The sequence below is a fragment of the Streptomyces sp. NPDC018026 genome (assembly GCF_044327745.1).
Classification (GTDB): Bacteria; Actinomycetota; Actinomycetes; order Streptomycetales; family Streptomycetaceae; genus Streptomyces; species Streptomyces rubrogriseus.
This window is the reverse complement of the sequence record NZ_JBIRFY010000005.1, coordinates 173,093-187,974: the sequence shown is the minus strand read 5'-3', so window position 1 is coordinate 187,974 and position 14,882 is coordinate 173,093. Positions and strand designations below refer to the sequence as shown.

The window sequence follows — 14,882 nt, the reverse complement described above, 5'->3', positions numbered from 1 at the left end:
CCGTGGACAGTCACCGACCCGCTGTGATGTGATCCCTGCGGCGGCGTCTCCTCCCCAGCCGCCCGTTCCGCCCGCCGGCCCGCGCCGCGTCGTCACGACGAGCGGACGGGTCCGTCCCCCAGGCCCGAAAGTTCCGTACACATGCAGAAGACCAAGGCCGCACTCTGGGAATTCCTCCAGGGGCTCGGCAAGACGTTCATGCTCCCGGTGGCCCTGCTCGCGTTCTGCGGCATCATGCTGGGCATCGGCTCCTCGCTGTCGAGTGACGCGGTCACTGACAACGTTGCCTTCCTGAAGGGCGAGGGCTTCCACCTCGTCTTCACCTGGATGGCCAACACGGGCCTGGTCGCCTTCACCTTCCTGCCCGTCCTCTTCGCCATGGCGATCCCGCTCGGCCTCGCCCGCGAGGACAAGGGTGTGGCCGCCTTCTCCGGTTTCGTCGGATTCGTCGCCATGAACCTCGCGGTGAACTTCTACCTCACCGCCAAGGGCGTCGACTTCGAGGACGAGAAGGCGATCGCGCACTACGGCATAGCCGACGTGCTGGGCGTGCAGTCCATCGACACCGGACTGCTCGGCGCCGTGGCCGTTGGCATCGTTGTCAGCCTGCTCCACCGGCGCTTTCGCACCCAGCGGATGCCCGACGCACTGGCCTTCTTCGGCGGGCTGCGCTTCGTCCCGATCGTCTCGGCCCTGGTCCTGAGCGTGCTCGGCCTGCTCATCCCGCTGGTGTGGCCGACCTTCAACGGCTGGATCAGCGCGGTCGGACGGGGCATCGGGCACACGGGCGTCTTCGGACCGTTCTTCTTCGGCATGGGCGAGGTGCTGCTGCGCCCGATCGGCCTGCACCACATCCTCGTCGCCATGTTCCGGTTCACGGACGTCGGCGGTTCGGGAACCGTGTGCGGCGACCACGTCTCCGGCGCGCTGAACCTGTTCTACGCCCAGCTGGACTGCTCGGCGGCGCCGGGCTCGGCCGTCACCGACGCCACGCACTTCCTCTCCCAGGGCAAGATGGCGGCCTACCTGGGCGGCCTGCCGGGCGCCGCGCTCGCGATGTACCACTGCGCGAGGCGCGAGATGCGGCCGGAGATCAAGGCCCTGCTCGTGTCCGGTGTGGTGGCCTGCGTGGTCGGCGGCATCACGGAGCCGCTGGAGTTCCTGTTCCTGTTCGTCGCCCCGTGGCTGTACCTCATCCACGCGGTCCTGGTGGGACTGGGCTTCCTCACGGCGGCCGTGCTCGGCGTGTTCATCGGCAACACGGACGGCAACGTCATCGACTGGCTCGTCTTCGGTGTGCTCCAGGGCTCGACGACCAAGTGGTATCTGGTGCCGGTGATCGCGGCGGTGTGGTTCGCCGCGTACTACTTCCTGTTCCGCTGGGCCATCACCCGCTTCGACCTCAAGACGCCCGGCCGGGAGGACCCGCCGGCGGACGACGAGCGGGACGAGCACGACAAGCACGACGGGGCGCAGGACGCGGCACACGAGGAGGACCGGGGCGGCGGAGCGGCTCCCGAGCCGGTGCGTGAGCTGGTCGCCGGGAAGTACGACGCGGCCGCCATGCTCGACGCGATCGGCGGCGCCGGCAACATCCGGTCCCTGGACAACTGCATCACCCGCCTGCGCATGACGGTGGCGGACGCCGAAGTCGTGGACGAGGCACGGCTGAAGAAGCTGGGCGCCGTGGGCGTCATCAAGCTCGACGGGCACAACGTCCAGGTCATCATCGGTCCGCAGGTGCAGTCCGTGAAGGACGCCATCGCGACGATGGTCCCGGCGGGCCGGCCGTGACCGCGCACTCGTCCCGCGCCGCACCGGGGCCCGCACCCGCGTCCGCGCCGTACGACTTCGACACTCCGGTGGACCGGCGCGGCACCTGGTGCACGCAGTGGGACTACGTGCAGGACCGGTTCGGTGTGCCGGACCTGCTGCCGTTCACGATCTCCGACATGGACTTCGAGACCGCCCCCGAGGTACTGGCGGCGCTGCGCGGCCGTCTGGACCACGGGGTGCTCGGCTACTCCCGCTGGCGCCAGGACGACTTCCTGTCCGCGGTCGTCCACTGGTACGCGACACGGCACGGCACGGCCGTGGACCCCGGGTCGGTCGTCTACGCGCCCTCCGTGATCTACCAGGTCTCGCGGTTGCTGCACCTGTGGTCGCGGCCGGGTGACGGGGTGGTCGCGCACACCCCGATGTACGACGCGTTCCCGAGGACGGTCGCGGCGAGCGGCCGGCGGCTCCTGGAGTGCCACCTGGACGACTGGCCGGAGCTGGAACGGCTGCTGGCGCTCCCCGACACGGCCGTGCTGCTGCTGTGTTCGCCGCACAACCCGACGGGCAGGGTGTGGTCGGCCGCGGAGCTGGACCGGATGGCCGGGCTGTGCGCACGACACGGCGTGGCGGTCGTGAGCGACGAGATCCATTCCGACCTGGCCCACGCTCCGCACCTCCACCGTCCCTGGGTCCGCCACGGCGGCGACGGCCGCTGGGCCGTGCTCACCTCGGCGTCCAAGTCCTTCAACATTCCTGCACTGACCGGCAGTTACGGCATCATCGGCGACCCGGCGTCGCGCGAGGCCTACCTGCGGCAGCTCAAGGACGCGGACGGGCTCTCCTCCCCCGCGGTGCTGTCGCTGGTCGGCCACATCGCCGCGTACCGCGAGGGGGCGCCCTGGCTGGACGCGCTGCGGACGTATCTCGCGGGCAACCTCGCGATGGTCGCCGTCCGCCTCCGGGAGGCGTTCCCGGAGCTCGACTGGCGGCCCCCGCAGGCGGGTTACCTGGCGTGGATCGACCTGCGCCCGCTGGGCGTCGACGACGAGGAGCTGCAACGCGAACTGGTGGAGGTCGAGAAGGTGGCGGTCATGCCCGGGGCCGCCTACGGCTCCCCGGGACGGGTACGGCTCAACGTCGGGTGTCCCCGGTCGAAGGCGGAGGCGGGCGTCGGGGCGTTGGTGCGGGCGCTGGGCCGCCTCACCCGCACGGAGCGGCGATGAGCAGGGGCGTTCCGGGACATGACACGGTCAACATGAACATCGTTTTCATGTAGAGTCGGGGTTCCACGCCCGAAAGGAGCCTCACCATGGCCGTTCCCAAGCGCAAGATGTCCCGCAGCAACACCCGTCACCGCCGGGCCCAGTGGAAGGCGAGTACGCCGAATCTGGTGCCCGTGACGGTGGACGGGGTGACCCTGCGGGTTCCGCGGCACCTGGTGCCCGCCTACCGCCGCGGCCTCCTGCGCCCGGAGGACTGAGGCGGACGTCAGTGACGTACAGCCGGTGGGGCCAATGGGTCGAGGGCCAGTGCGGCGAAGGTCGCCAGCCAGTGGTCGGTGGTGAAGTCACCGCGTTCCACCGCCGGCAGGCCGGCCGTGAGATGCGCCCCGGCCGCCTCGTCCAGGCGGGCCCGGACCGGGCCGTCGGGCAGGGCGTCGGCCAGGGCACGCAGCGCGGCGGCCCTGCTGAGCGTCAGTCCGAGCAGATGACCGATCTGCGGGTCGGCGTGGTCGGAGACGACCGGCACCTCCAGCAGTGCGCAGCGGGCGCCGGTCCCGAGCCCGGGCAGGAAGCGGTCGAGCCACCGCGCGAGCCCTTCCGGCGCGAGGACCCTGCGCATCGCGTCGGCCTCGGTGAGCGCCGGGGACAGGAAGTCCTGCCCGGACGGTTCCCAGTGCGCGGGCGCGTCGTGGTCGTCGGCGAACCAGCTCAGCAGGCGTTCCCGTACGGCCCGTTCGGTCCCGGCCGACAGTTCGCCCGAGTCGAGGGCGAGGCCCAGCGCGAAGGCGCTGTTGGGGTGATTGCCGTGGCGGACGGGATAGGTGGCCTTGGGCAGCCAGTCGGCCAGCAGCGCGTCGACGGCGTCCACGGCCGGTTCCAGTGCCCCGGCCCACCGTTGGCCCGCCGCGTCCCCGTGCGCCCGGCACTCGGCGGCGAGCGCGAGCAGCCATGCCCAGCCGTACGGGCGCTCGAAGGAGGGGTGCTCGCGCAGGTAGGCGGCCTCGGTGGAGAGGTTGCCCGGGGTGAGGTGCCGGTCGAGCGCGGCGACGGCCTGCTCGGTGCCGGGCAGCGCGGGGGTGCCGCCGTGCCGGCGCAGCAGGCGGACCAGCAGCCAGTGCATGTGCACCGAGGAGTGCCAGTCGTAGGCGCCGTAGAAGGCGGGGTGCAGCGAGCGGGGTTCGAGCCGCTCGTCGGCGGAAGTGATCAGGTGGGCGGGGAAGTTGGGGTACTCGCGGGTGATGTTCGCCAGGGCGAGCTGGGCGAAGGCGGCCGCGTGGGTGCTGAGCGGCATCAGTGGGTGGCTCCTTCGGTGACCTTCAGGTCCTGCCCGTCGGGGGTGCGGGCGGCGGTGGCCAGCAGGGCGCGCAGGCCGTGGGCGACGGTGGCGGGCGGGAGGGCGGGCGCGGTGCCGTCGGGTACCTGTTCCGGCGCCCAGGGCACGTGCGCGAAGCCGCCCCGTATGTGCGGGAACTCGGTGGCGATGAGGTGGCCGAGGCCGTAGGCGACGTGGTTGCAGACGAAGGTGCCGGCCGTGTTGGAGACGGCGGCCGGGACCCCCGCCTCGCGCATCGCGGCGACGCACGCCTTGACGGGGAGGGTGGAGAAGTAGGCGGCGGGGCCGTCCGGGACCACGGGTTCGTCGATGGGCTGCCCGCCGGAGTTGTCGGGGATGCGTGCGTCGTCGACGTTGATGCCGACGCGCTCGACGGTGACCCCGGGGCGTCCGCCCGCCTGCCCCAGGCAGAGCACCAGGTCGGGGCTGTCCGCCAGGATGGCGTCGCGCAGTGCGTCGAGGGACTTGCCGAAGACACAGGGCAGTTCGGCGGCGGTGACCGCGAGCCCGGCGGGCGGTTCGGCGGCCACCAGGGAGGCCGCCTGCCAGGAGGGGTTCACCCGCTCCCCGCCGAAGGGGGCGAAGCCGGTGATGAGGACACGGGTCATGGGCGTTCCTTGCCGTGCGGGTCGGATGGCGGGCGCGAGGGGGCGGGGGTCAGAAGGCGAAGAGCGCCATGATCACCGTGCAGCAGCCGAGCAGTGCGATGCCCGTCGGGAGCTGTGCCTTGATCGGCCCGTACTGGTCCTTCAGTTCGAGCAGGGTGGCCGGGACGATGTTGAAGTTGGCGGCCATCGGGGTGCACAGGGTGCCGGCGAAGCCGGCCAGCATGCCGATCGCGAGGACGGCGGGCTCGTTGCCGTGCATCTGCTGGATGAGTACGGGCCAGCCGATCGCCGCCGTCATCACCGGGAAGGCGGCGAAGGCGTTGCCCATGATGACGGTGAACAGGAACATGCCCACGCAGTACGCGACGACCGCGAAGTACTTCGAGTCGTCGGGCAGGACCTTGTTCATGATGTCGCCGACCTGGTCCCCGACCCCGGCGGCGGCGAAGATCGAGCCGAGCACGGCCAGGAGCTGGGGCAGCAGCAGGGCGGCGCCCATCGCCTCCAGCATGGAGCGGCCCGAGTGGATCGGGACGGAGACCTTCTTCTCGCCGGTGACGAGCATGCCGACGACGAGCGCGGCGATGCAGCCGACGCCGAGCCCGAGGAGCGTGGCCTTGCCCGACTCGAAGAGCCCGGACTCGTCGAGCACGGAGGCGCAGACGATGGCGACGAGCGGGATGGTCAGCGCGGGGACGAAGATCTTGTTGCCGAGCCGGGCGGCGGCGGCCTCGCGCTGCTCGCCGGTGGTGGTGACCGGGACGCCCTTGCCGAGGAAGTTGAAACCGGCGAGCACGATCAGGGCGAGGACGGCGACGCCGAGCGGCTCGGCGGGCAGCGTCCAGCCGCCGTTGCCGGCGGTGGCGTTGGCGACGCCGGTGCCGTAGGGGAAGGTGAGTCCGAGCAGGCCCCAGAAGGCGGCGGACGTCCACCGCTTGGGGTTGCTGCGGTCGGTGGCCATCTGTACAGCCATGACGACGAAGACGAGGCCTATCAGCCAGTACAGCCATTCGACCTTGATCACTTGTCGGCCCCCTCGGGAAGCGGCAGGTCGTGTTCGGCGGCGGCCTGCGCCATCTCGCGTTCGAGCTGCTTGTCCATGAGCAGCAGCCGGGCGCCGTGGATGAGGAAGGCGCAGACGGCCAGCGGGATCGCCCACAGGGCGAGCTGGGTCGGCTCGATGTCCTGGTGGTACGTGGAGTTCACGAAGCCGGTGATCAGCAGGATGGAGCCGATCGCGATGAAGCAGTCCTCGCCGAAGAAGACGCCCACGGTGTCGGCCGAGGCCGAGTAGGAGCGGACCTTCTCGCGCAGCCTGTCCGGCAGTCTGGCCCCGGTGGAGCGTTCGGCGGCGGCCTCGGCCATCGGTGCCACCAGCGGCCGCACGGTCTGTGCGGGGCCGCCGATGCTGTTGAGGCCGAAGGCCGCGGTGACCTGCCGGACCAGCAGGTAGACGGTGAGGAACCGGCCGGCGCTGAGCTTGCCCAGGCGGCCGATGAGGTTGCGGGCCTGCTCGCGCAGGCCGTAGCGCTCGAGCAGCCCGATCACCGGGAGCACGATGGCGTAGACGGTGACCGAGCGGCTGTCGGCGAAGGACCGGCCGAAGGCCGCGAGGACCTCCAGCGGGTTCATCTTGCCGAGCAGTCCGGTGACGATACCGGCGACGCCCACCACGAGGACGGGGTTGCGGCGCGTGACGAATCCGAGGATCACCACGACCACACCGAGGAGAACGATCATTCGGTGGCCTTCTTCAGGCATGAGGGGGCAGGGCACGGATCCGGAGCTTCGGAACGTGACTCATGGGTCCCGGGGACCATAGCTCCAGATGTGTGGCAGATGCACGGACACTAGCGATCGTTGAACGATCTAACAAGAGGTGAATCCTCTTCGTCGCCGGGCGCGGGCCAGAGCCCGGTCGAGCGGGCGGTCGAGCGGGCGGTCGAGCGAGTGTCCCTTGTCGGATCGTTCAACGATCGTCTAGTTTCAAGGTGTGATCGACCTCAACGCAGATCTCGGTGAGGGCTTCGGCCGCTGGACCCTCACCGACGACGACGCCCTGCTCTCCGTCGTCACCAGCGCCAACGTCGCGTGCGGCTTCCACGCGGGCGACCCCTCGGTGATGCGCCGCGTCTGCGGCCTCGCCGCGGAGCGCGGGGTGCGGATCGGGGCGCAGGTGTCCTACCGGGACCTGGCGGGCTTCGGCCGACGCGCCATGGACGTGCCCTCCGACGAGCTGGCGGCCGAGGTGGCGTACCAGATCGGCGCCCTCCGGGTGTTCGCCGAGGCCGCCGGCGCCCCGGTGGCCTACGTGAAGCCGCACGGCGCGCTGTACAACCGCACCGTCCACGACGAGGGTCAGGCCCGAGCCGTCGTGGCCGGGGTGCGGCTGGCGGGCGGCGCGCTGCCCGTGCTCGGCCTCCCGGGCTCGCGGCTGCTCGCGGCCGCCGCGGAGGCGGGCCTCACCGGCGTCCCGGAGGCCTTCGCGGACCGCGCGTACACCCCCGGGGGGAGCTTGGTCCCCCGTAGCGAGGCGGGCTCGGTGGTGACGGACGAGGGCGCGGTGGTGCGCCGCGCGCTGGCGTTCGCCGTGGAGGGCTCCGTCGAGGCCGTGGACGGTACGGCCGTCGCGGTCGCCGCCCGCTCCCTGTGCGTGCACGGCGACACACCGAACGCCGCCCGGATCGCGGCCCGGGTGCGCGAGGCGCTGGAGACGGCCGGGGTGGGGATCGGGGCGTTCGCATGACGGACGGACGGTCCCTCACGGCGCGCCCGGCGGGCCAGCACGCCCTCCTGGTCGAGTTGCGCGACGCCGAGCACACCGCGGCCTTCCACGCGGAAGTGCTGCGCCGTCGCGCCACCGGGGCCCTGCCGCCGGTCACCGAGGTCGTGCCGGGCGCGCGGACCGTCCTGCTGGACGGAGTGCCGGACCCGGACGCGCTGGCCCGCCGGGTCGCCGACTGGCAGGTGCCGCCGGTCGCGGACGACACGGGCGCCGTGGTGGAGATACCCGTGCGCTACGACGGGCCGGACCTGGCCGACGTGGCGGCGCTGTGGGGCGTCGGTCCCGACGAGGTCGGTGCCCTCCACCGCTCGCACACCTACCGGGTCGCGTTCTGCGGCTTCGCCCCCGGGTTCGGCTATCTCACCGGACTGCCCCCTCGGCTGCACGTCCCCCGCCGGTCCACGCCCAGGACCCGCGTCCCGGCCGGCGCGGTGGCCCTCGCCGGTCCCTACAGCGCGGTCTACCCCCGTGCCACGCCGGGCGGCTGGCAGCTGATCGGCACCATGCCCGACCCACGGCCGCTGTGGGACCCGGCGCGGGAGCGGGCGGCGCTCCTCACGCCGGGGACACGTGTGCGATTTGTCACGGCGGACGGCACCGGGAGCGGGACCGGCGACGGCCCGGCGGACAGGACGAGCCCGGAGGCCGGGGCATGACCACCAGACTCACGACGGTGCGCTCCGGGGCGCTCACGACGGTGCAGGACGCGGGCCGGCCCGGCCACGCCCACCTGGGCGTGCCCCGCTCCGGTGCGCTGGACGCGCCCGCGATGCGGCTCGCCAACCGCCTCCTGGGCAACGACCCGGACACCGCCGTCCTGGAGACCACCCTGACCGGCTGCGCCCTGCGGCCCGACCGGGACGTCACCGCCGTGGTCGGCGGGGCGCCCTGCGCGGTGACGGTCGACGGTGGCCCGGCCGCCTGGGGCGCGCCGGTGCGGGTACCGGCGGGTGCGGTCCTGAACGTGGGAGCCGCGACCGCGGGCGTCCGCTCGTACGTGGCCGTCGCGGGCGGCATCGCCGCCGAACCCGTCCTGGGCAGCCGCTCGACGGACCTGCTGTCCGGGCTGGGTCCGCAGCCCCTGCGGGACGGGGACGTCCTGGCGGTCGGCACACCCGCGCGGCCCGCGCCGCCGCCCCTCGCCGCCCCCTGGCCGGGACCGCCGGCCGAACTGGTCCTGCCGGTCCGCCCCGGCCCGCGCGCCGACTGGTTCACCCCGGCCGCGCTGCGCACGCTCACCTCGGCCGCCTACCGCGTCTCCCCGCACAGCAACCGCATCGGCCTGCGCACCGAGGGCCCGCCGCTCCAGCGCCTGTCCACGGACGAACTGCCCAGCGAGGGCATGGTCCTGGGCGCCGTGCAGGTCCCGCCGGACGGCCGGCCGGTGATCTTCCTGCACGACCACCCGACGACGGGCGGCTACCCGGTCGTCGCGGTCGTCCCGGAGCCGGCTCTGGCCGCGGCCGCCCAGGCCGTGGCCGGAACTCCGGTGCGCTTCACGCTCGTCTGAGGGCCAGCAGGCCGGCCGCCGCGCCCACCGCGTACCAGAACAGATCCGGTGCGTTGAAGGTGGAGCCCAGCACCAGACGGGCCGCCGTGCTCTCCCGGGCGAGGTACGCCGGCACATCGCTGAGCTGGAGGAACTCCACGCCCCAACTCACCGCCAGAGCCAGGGCGGCGGCCTTCACCGGTGCCGTCCTCGGCGCCGCCACGAACACGAGGGCGAACAGCAGCAGGGTGTACAGCGCGTCTCCGCCGTACTTGGCCACCTCGCCCGCCGCCAAGGCCCTGAGCGCCAGTCCGGCGCCGACGATCAACGCCGCGGACACCGCCGCCGCCGACCGCGTCCGCCGCGGATCGTCCCGCACGACGACGCGGGCCCGAGAAGAGGAAACCATGCGCCCATTGTGCGGTCGGGTACCGTCGCCGATTCACCACGGCAGGTGGCGGACGCGCGTGGACCTCGGGCACGGGTCAAGGCTGATCTTCCCCAAGTTGCCCGGCGCGGCGCGTGATCAGTGCCTCCAGACCGTCCAGGATCCGCTCCAGGCCGAAGTCCAGCGCCTGATCCCGGCCGTCCTGCGAGGCAATGGCCTCGGCGAGCGCGGGGAAGCGGTCGGCGTGCTGGTGCACCAGGCGGCCGAGGACGGCCAGCAGGTCCGCCTCGGGCGAGCCGCCCGGACGGGCCGCGCGGGCCTGCTTGGCGATGCTCCGGACGTGCCCGGCCAGCAGCACCGCGGCGTCCATCCGCGGGACTCGCCGACGAAACACATTGAGACTGGGACCTGGCACCGCTCGGAGGTCTGTCCCGCAGATCACAGCGTTGACGCAACGGCGTGGGCCTACTTCTCGACGACGAAGTAGATGGCCCGGTGCTCATCCACCTTCTCCAGCAGGCCACTGTCCACCAGTCGTCGGTACACCTCTCGGATGTACTTCTCGGAGGGGTGGTAATCGGCGTCCCGCAGGGTCTGCATTCCGCGGCTCGGGTCCCAGGTTCCGCCGAGCGCGCGAACGGACTTCTCCAGGGACTCTCGCTGGGTGTTCTCGGCCTTCTGCACCTTGGCCATGTGGTTGCGGATGCTTTCGGGGGCGCCCTTGTAGTCGCAGTGGTCGCACTTCTTCCAGGCGCCCGCTTCTACGGCCGCATCGGTGACGGGGTTGTCGGGGCCGTAGCCGTCAGGCTAGCCACCCCGGATATCCCTAACAAGGCTTGGAAATCCTTGGATTGCCAGGGTGGCAGAGGGCGGGTGACGCTCGCGCCGGCTCCCGCGGCTGCGCCTGGCGCCCGCCACGACGAGCCGGCACGCTGCCGGGCATTGGGGTCCGCGCTGCTCGACGGTCAGCAGGTGGGGACGCCCGGGAGCCAGGCGTCGGCCACGTCGATGAAGATGTTGGAGACGTAGCCGCCGTAGTCGGGCAGGTAGGACCAGGCGTCGTTGCTGTAGCCGTCGTAGTTCACGACTTGGCCGTGGACCTGGCACCGCACCCGTACGGTCGTGGGCCCGGGCAGGCTCGCCACGCGGGTGGAGTCGGTCGTCGCCTGCTGCCGCACGCTCACGTCGGTGCCCCAGGTCGGGAAGGACGTGGTGTCGCCGCCGCCCTCGGTCCACAGGTAGGTGACGGTCACCCAGCCGTTGTCGTTCAGGCCGACGTTGTAGAAGGTGCCGTCGGCCAGGTCGATGCCGGCCGGGTTGGCCACCTGCCGGCCGAACTCGTCGCGGCCGCCGTTGTACCCGTCCTCGTAGGCGGCCTGCGCCTCGGGCAGCCCCTGCGGCAGGTCCTTCCACTGCTCGCGCTGCGCCGAGGGGTTCCAGTGGTCGTCGTGCGTGTTCCACGGGCCGACGTCCCACACCGGCGCCGTCTCGCAGCGGGCGGGTCCGCACACCTGTACCGAGTACTGTGCGCTGCCGTTCGGCGACAGGGCCCGGCGGGAGGGGAGGGCCACGAAGTGGTCGTTCGCCCGGATGACGTGACCGTTGGCGGTGGTGTGCCCGACCAGGCCCTCGCGGGTGGCGTAGACGCGGGCGGAGAAGGCGGCGGCCCTGGTGGCCGGTGCGGGCTCGGCGGGGGCGGTGCCCGCCTCGTCGGCCGTCAGGGTCACCGCGCGCACGACCGCGGTGGGCCCGCCCCTGGCGTTCCACAGGGTGAGCCGGGCCTGGACGTCGACCACGTCACGGGGCAGCTCGGCCGGGGCGCCGGCCGCCGCCCGCCGCCACTCGGTCCAGGTGCCGTCGGCCGCGCGCCCGCGCACGTCGACCTCGACGCCCGCCGCGTCGGGCACCGTGGCGTCGAGGTCCACGGCGACCCGGTCGACGGGGCGGTCGACGTGGTGCGGGTCCAGTACGGCGGAGGCATAGCCGCGGTCCCGGCCGAGGGAGGCGGGGCTGAGGGAGCCGTCCCGCACCCGCAGGGCGCCCGCGTCGTACCGGACGTTGACGTCGTCGGCGCCGGTCCTGGACAGGTCCGCGCGCCAGGACACCTCAGCGGGCGGCACGGGGTCGGCGGCCGGGGCGGGCGCGGCGGCGAGCGTCGTACCGGCGAGGGCGAGCAGGCACACCGTGCCGGTCAGTGCGCGTGCGGTGCGGGGTCTGCGCCGTGGAGCGGATCCGCGGCGCCGGGACGAAGGGGTCAGCATGTGGGCACTCCTGGGAGCCAGGCGTCGTCGACGTCGATGAAGATGTTGGAGACGTAGCCGCCGTGGTCGGGCAGGTACGACCAGGCGTCGTTGCTGTAGCCGTCGTACTCGACGAGGCCGCCGTGGACCTGGCAGGCCACGCGGACGGAGGTCGGTCCGGGCAGGCTCGCCACCCGTGCGGAGTCGGTCGTCGGCTGCTGACGGACGCTCACGTCCGTGCCCCAGGTGGGGAACGGGGTACCGGTGGCGCCGTCATCGGCCCGGACCAGGCTCATGCAGTACGCCCAGTCCCAGTTCGGGCCGGGGTCGGTGTGGTCGCTGCCGGGGACCTCGCTGTGCCCGACGATGTGCGCGCGGTCCTTCGGGATGCCGTACTTGTCGGTGAGATGGCGGGTCAGCGCCGCCGACGAGCGGTACAGGGCGTCGAACCAGGCGGGGTCGTCGACATAGCCCTTGTGCTCCACACCGACGGAGTAGGGGGTGGCCGAGCGGGCGTGCCAGGCGGTGTCGCCCTCGCGGACCGCCTGGGTGATCAGCCCGTCGGAGGACCGCACCACGTAGTGGGCGCTGACCTGCGCGGACGGGTTCTGGAACCAGCTGATGGACCCCGCGTACGAGCCCTGGGTGACATGCACGACCACGGTGGTGATCGGCGAGCTGCGGCCCGTGGCGTAGTTGCCGGAGTAGGCCGGGTTCCACAGCGCGGAAGGGTACTCGGCGGCCGCGGCGAGCCCCGCGCCGGTGTCGGTCCCGGCGTACGGGCCGCGTTCGGGCCGTACGGTGCGCGGGGCGAGGGCGACCGGTTCGCCGCTCCCGACGCGGGTCCGTACGCCGTCGCCGAGGAGGCCGTAGACCGCGTCGGCGTAGAGGCGGGCCGCGACCTTGCCGTCGGGGGCGCCGTAGCGGGCGGTGCCGGGGTGCCAGGCGCCGAGCCGCCGTTCGGGGTTGCTGACCAGGTGCATCATGCCGAAGCCGTGGTCCTGGCTCGGCAGTCCGGCGTGGTCGTCGAGGCGAGTCTCGCCGTAGCCGACGGCGACCAGGAGGTCCCGGGGGACGTCGTAGGCGTCGGCCGCGCGGGCGAACGCCGCGTTGACGGAGGTGCCGGGCGGGGCGGTGGGTGCGGCGGCGGCCGGGGACGGCTGGCCGGTCAGGGCCAGGGCCGCCGCGACGGCCGCGGCGCACAGCGCGGTTCGGGCACGTCTGACGGGGTGTCCGGAGGACATGTGGGGGCGCTCCGCTCTCTCCGGCGCCCGAAGGTGGGGGGTGGGCGATGACGGCCTCGCGGGCACCGGGCGGCGCGGCCGACCGGACGGGCGGGCCGAACCTGCCTGCCCCGCACGGAAGTTGCCCGCGCACCGGTGGTCGCATGATGAACCCCCACCTTGTCGTGAGCAAGTCATTGCAGCCGGAGCGAAAGACCCGGCTGGCGCGCTCACCTCGCCGGGCTGATGCCCCGGACGGTCAGTTCCAGCAGGCGGCGCCCCTCGGTGGCGGGGTCGGCATGGCCCTCCGTGGCCAGGGCGATGCCCGTGACCAGTGCGAGCAGGTCGGCGGCGGTGACGTCCGGCGCTACCGCCCCGCTCTCGGCGGCGCGCCGCAGCAGGGGCTCGACCGCCCCTTCGAGCTTCACCGAGCAGGTGCTCACCCGCTCCGGCTCCAGCAGCCGGTCCTGGGCCAGCGCCTCGGCCATGCCCCGCGCGGACGCGGCGTACTCGGTGAACCCGTCCAGCCAGTCCAGGAGGGCGGCGCGGGCGTCCACCGCGTCCGCCGACGCGGCCGCGCGGGCGCACAGCGACTCGATCCGCTCGCGGAACACCGCCTCCAGCAGGGCGCCGCGTCCGGGGAAGTGCCGGCGCACCGTCGCCGAGCCGACACCCGCGACCCGGGCGATCCGCTCCAGGGAGGCATCGGCGCCGTGCGCGGCGACCTCGCGCTCGGCCACGGCCAGGATCCGGGCGTAGTTGCGCCGTGCGTCCGCGCGCTGGTGGTGGGGCATGGCGTCCTCTCGGCATTGCTAAACGGCGGGGTCCTCCGTATCGTACCCCGCAGCTAAATGGCGGACCCCGCCACTTATTCGCCCCTCACCCGGGAGACTCACCCATGCCTCTTTCCTCAGCACCCGTCCTGGTCACCGGAGCGACCGGCCGGCAGGGCGGCGCGACCGCCCGCGCCCTGCTCGCCTCCGGCGTTCCGGTCCGCGCCCTGGTCCGCAACCCCTCGTCCGAGCGGGCCGCGGCGGTCGCGGCACTCGGCGCCGAGCTGGTCGCCGGGGACCTGGACGACCGCGACTCGATGGTCCGGGCCGCCGCCGGGACCCGCGCCGTCTTCTCCGTCCAGATGCCCGACTTCGCCCGGCGCGGCTTCGAGGGGGAGGTCGACCAGGCCGCCCTCCTGATCGAGGCCGCCCGGGAGGCGGGGGTGCCCCAGTTCGTGCACACCTCCGTCTCCGGTGCCGGGCAGCACACGAGCTGGGTGAAGGACCGCTGGGAGTGGATGGAGCCCTACTACTCCGCGAAGGCCGGGATCCAGGACCGGGTGCGCGAGGCGGGGTTCGCGCACTGGACGATCGTCAAGCCCTGCTACTTCATGGAGAACCTGCTCCCCTCGGAGGCGATCGTCTTCCCGCGGGGCGTACGGGGTGGCCTGGTGAGCCTCCTGAAGCCCTCGACCCGGCTGTCCCTGGTCGCGGTCGACGACATCGGTGCGGCCGTCGCGGCCGCGGTGGCGGAGCCGGAGCGGTTCGACCGGGTCGAACTGGAGCTGGCGAGCGACCTGCTGACGATGACGGAGATCGCCGAGATCCTCTCCGGGCACCTTGGCACGACCCTGACCCCGCCCGACATGACCGAGGAGGAGGCGGTCGCCGCCGGGATGCCCGACATGGGGTTCGGACAGTCGTCCCTCAACGAGCATCCCCAGCCCGCTCTCCCCCGCTTCGCCCGCGACCTGGGCATTCCCCTCACCCCCTTCAGGGCCTGGGCGAGGGCGCACGTGCCGGCCTCGGCCTGACGCACGG

At 72.9% G+C, this 14,882-nt stretch carries 17 protein-coding genes; 7 read left to right on the top strand and 10 right to left on the bottom strand.

Going from position 1 to position 14,882, the window contains the following annotated elements:
* Window positions 1-141: 141 nt before the first annotated feature.
* From malX to rpmF, 3 genes are all read left to right on the top strand, one after another.
* Window positions 142-1,794, top strand: coding sequence for a maltose/glucose-specific PTS transporter subunit IIBC (gene malX / locus ACH4D3_RS18080; RefSeq protein ID WP_398323105.1), 1,653 nt, complete (start codon window positions 142-144; stop codon window positions 1,792-1,794).
* Window positions 1,791-3,002, top strand: coding sequence for a MalY/PatB family protein (locus tag ACH4D3_RS18075; RefSeq protein WP_398323103.1), 1,212 nt, complete (start codon window positions 1,791-1,793; stop codon window positions 3,000-3,002). The genes malX and ACH4D3_RS18075 overlap by 4 nt, the downstream gene beginning before the upstream one ends.
* Before the next feature lie 86 nt (window positions 3,003-3,088).
* Window positions 3,089-3,259, top strand: a complete 171-nt coding sequence (gene rpmF, locus ACH4D3_RS18070) for a 50S ribosomal protein L32 (protein WP_356858087.1) — start codon at window positions 3,089-3,091, stop codon at window positions 3,257-3,259.
* 8 nt (window positions 3,260-3,267) lie between these two features.
* Here the strand turns inward: rpmF and ACH4D3_RS18065 are convergent, their stop codons facing one another.
* The 4 genes from ACH4D3_RS18065 to ACH4D3_RS18050 are packed head-to-tail and all read right to left on the bottom strand — an operon-like array spanning window position 3,268 to window position 6,683.
* The gene (locus ACH4D3_RS18065; RefSeq protein WP_398323101.1) at window positions 3,268-4,293 is read right to left on the bottom strand and encodes a DUF2891 domain-containing protein; all 1,026 of its coding nucleotides are present in this window, start codon (window positions 4,291-4,293) and stop codon (window positions 3,268-3,270) included.
* A complete protein-coding gene (gene pcp, locus ACH4D3_RS18060; RefSeq protein ID WP_398323099.1) occupies window positions 4,293-4,943 on the bottom strand; it encodes a pyroglutamyl-peptidase I in 651 nt (216 codons plus the stop codon). The genes ACH4D3_RS18065 and pcp overlap by 1 nt, the downstream gene beginning before the upstream one ends.
* Window positions 4,944-4,992: 49 nt before the next feature.
* The gene (locus ACH4D3_RS18055) at window positions 4,993-5,967 is read right to left on the bottom strand and encodes a DUF979 domain-containing protein (protein ID WP_398323097.1); all 975 of its coding nucleotides are present in this window, start codon (window positions 5,965-5,967) and stop codon (window positions 4,993-4,995) included.
* A complete protein-coding gene (locus ACH4D3_RS18050; RefSeq protein WP_398323095.1) occupies window positions 5,964-6,683 on the bottom strand; it encodes a DUF969 domain-containing protein in 720 nt (239 codons plus the stop codon). The genes ACH4D3_RS18055 and ACH4D3_RS18050 overlap by 4 nt, the downstream gene beginning before the upstream one ends.
* Before the next feature lie 253 nt (window positions 6,684-6,936).
* On the opposite strand from ACH4D3_RS18050, the gene ACH4D3_RS18045 reads away from it, so the two are divergent.
* From ACH4D3_RS18045 to ACH4D3_RS18035, 3 genes are read left to right on the top strand one after another with little or no spacing between them, the layout of a single operon-like run.
* Complete coding sequence (locus ACH4D3_RS18045; protein WP_398323093.1) at window positions 6,937-7,689, top strand: LamB/YcsF family protein; 753 nt, start codon at window positions 6,937-6,939, stop codon at window positions 7,687-7,689.
* Entirely contained in the window at window positions 7,686-8,384 is a 699-nt protein-coding gene (locus tag ACH4D3_RS18040) for an allophanate hydrolase subunit 1 (RefSeq protein WP_398323091.1), read from the top strand. Before ACH4D3_RS18045 ends, ACH4D3_RS18040 begins: the two co-directional genes overlap by 4 nt.
* Window positions 8,381-9,238, top strand: coding sequence for a biotin-dependent carboxyltransferase family protein (locus ACH4D3_RS18035; RefSeq protein WP_398323089.1), 858 nt, complete (start codon window positions 8,381-8,383; stop codon window positions 9,236-9,238). The genes ACH4D3_RS18040 and ACH4D3_RS18035 overlap by 4 nt, the downstream gene beginning before the upstream one ends.
* On the opposite strand, the gene ACH4D3_RS18030 is transcribed toward ACH4D3_RS18035, so the two are convergent.
* The 6 genes from ACH4D3_RS18030 to ACH4D3_RS18005 form a co-directional block, all read right to left on the bottom strand.
* Window positions 9,225-9,626, bottom strand: a complete 402-nt coding sequence (locus ACH4D3_RS18030) for a DUF2809 domain-containing protein (RefSeq protein ID WP_398323087.1) — start codon at window positions 9,624-9,626, stop codon at window positions 9,225-9,227. The genes ACH4D3_RS18035 and ACH4D3_RS18030 overlap by 14 nt on opposite strands.
* A 76-nt stretch (window positions 9,627-9,702) precedes the next feature.
* Window positions 9,703-9,975 (bottom strand): hypothetical protein, encoded by a 273-nt coding sequence (locus ACH4D3_RS18025; protein ID WP_398323085.1) that lies wholly within the window; start codon window positions 9,973-9,975, stop codon window positions 9,703-9,705.
* A gap of 95 nt (window positions 9,976-10,070) precedes the next feature.
* Window positions 10,071-10,298 carry a hypothetical protein gene (locus ACH4D3_RS18020; RefSeq protein ID WP_398323084.1) on the bottom strand — a complete coding sequence of 76 codons (228 nt, stop codon included), beginning with the start codon at window positions 10,296-10,298 and terminating at the stop codon, window positions 10,071-10,073.
* A 272-nt stretch (window positions 10,299-10,570) separates the two neighbouring features.
* Window positions 10,571-11,866, bottom strand: a complete 1,296-nt coding sequence (locus ACH4D3_RS18015; RefSeq protein WP_398323082.1) for a hypothetical protein — start codon at window positions 11,864-11,866, stop codon at window positions 10,571-10,573.
* Window positions 11,860-13,089 (bottom strand): N-acetylmuramoyl-L-alanine amidase, encoded by a 1,230-nt coding sequence (locus ACH4D3_RS18010; RefSeq protein WP_398323080.1) that lies wholly within the window; start codon window positions 13,087-13,089, stop codon window positions 11,860-11,862. The genes ACH4D3_RS18015 and ACH4D3_RS18010 overlap by 7 nt, the downstream gene beginning before the upstream one ends.
* Before the next feature lie 209 nt (window positions 13,090-13,298).
* Window positions 13,299-13,862 (bottom strand): TetR/AcrR family transcriptional regulator, encoded by a 564-nt coding sequence (locus ACH4D3_RS18005; protein ID WP_398323078.1) that lies wholly within the window; start codon window positions 13,860-13,862, stop codon window positions 13,299-13,301.
* Window positions 13,863-13,966: 104 nt separating this feature from the next.
* On the opposite strand from ACH4D3_RS18005, the gene ACH4D3_RS18000 reads away from it, so the two are divergent.
* Window positions 13,967-14,875, top strand: a complete 909-nt coding sequence (locus ACH4D3_RS18000) for an NmrA/HSCARG family protein (protein ID WP_398323076.1) — start codon at window positions 13,967-13,969, stop codon at window positions 14,873-14,875.
* Window positions 14,876-14,882 lie beyond the last annotated feature (7 nt).

Coding starts and splice junctions, on each gene's coding strand:
- malX (WP_398323105.1), top strand. CDS start 142: ATGCAGAAGACCAAGGCCGCACTCTGGGAATTCCTCCAGGGGCTCGGC.
- rpmF (WP_356858087.1), top strand. CDS start 3,089: ATGGCCGTTCCCAAGCGCAAGATGTCCCGCAGCAACACCCGTCACCGC.
- ACH4D3_RS18065 (WP_398323101.1), bottom strand. CDS start 4,293: ATGCCGCTCAGCACCCACGCGGCCGCCTTCGCCCAGCTCGCCCTGGCG.
- pcp (WP_398323099.1), bottom strand. CDS start 4,943: ATGACCCGTGTCCTCATCACCGGCTTCGCCCCCTTCGGCGGGGAGCGG.
- ACH4D3_RS18050 (WP_398323095.1), bottom strand. CDS start 6,683: ATGATCGTTCTCCTCGGTGTGGTCGTGGTGATCCTCGGATTCGTCACG.
- ACH4D3_RS18040 (WP_398323091.1), top strand. CDS start 7,686: ATGACGGACGGACGGTCCCTCACGGCGCGCCCGGCGGGCCAGCACGCC.
- ACH4D3_RS18035 (WP_398323089.1), top strand. CDS start 8,381: ATGACCACCAGACTCACGACGGTGCGCTCCGGGGCGCTCACGACGGTG.
- ACH4D3_RS18030 (WP_398323087.1), bottom strand. CDS start 9,626: ATGGTTTCCTCTTCTCGGGCCCGCGTCGTCGTGCGGGACGATCCGCGG.
- ACH4D3_RS18025 (WP_398323085.1), bottom strand. CDS start 9,975: ATGGACGCCGCGGTGCTGCTGGCCGGGCACGTCCGGAGCATCGCCAAG.
- ACH4D3_RS18020 (WP_398323084.1), bottom strand. CDS start 10,298: ATGGCCAAGGTGCAGAAGGCCGAGAACACCCAGCGAGAGTCCCTGGAG.
- ACH4D3_RS18015 (WP_398323082.1), bottom strand. CDS start 11,866: ATGCTGACCCCTTCGTCCCGGCGCCGCGGATCCGCTCCACGGCGCAGA.
- ACH4D3_RS18010 (WP_398323080.1), bottom strand. CDS start 13,089: ATGTCCTCCGGACACCCCGTCAGACGTGCCCGAACCGCGCTGTGCGCC.
- ACH4D3_RS18005 (WP_398323078.1), bottom strand. CDS start 13,862: ATGCCCCACCACCAGCGCGCGGACGCACGGCGCAACTACGCCCGGATC.
- ACH4D3_RS18000 (WP_398323076.1), top strand. CDS start 13,967: ATGCCTCTTTCCTCAGCACCCGTCCTGGTCACCGGAGCGACCGGCCGG.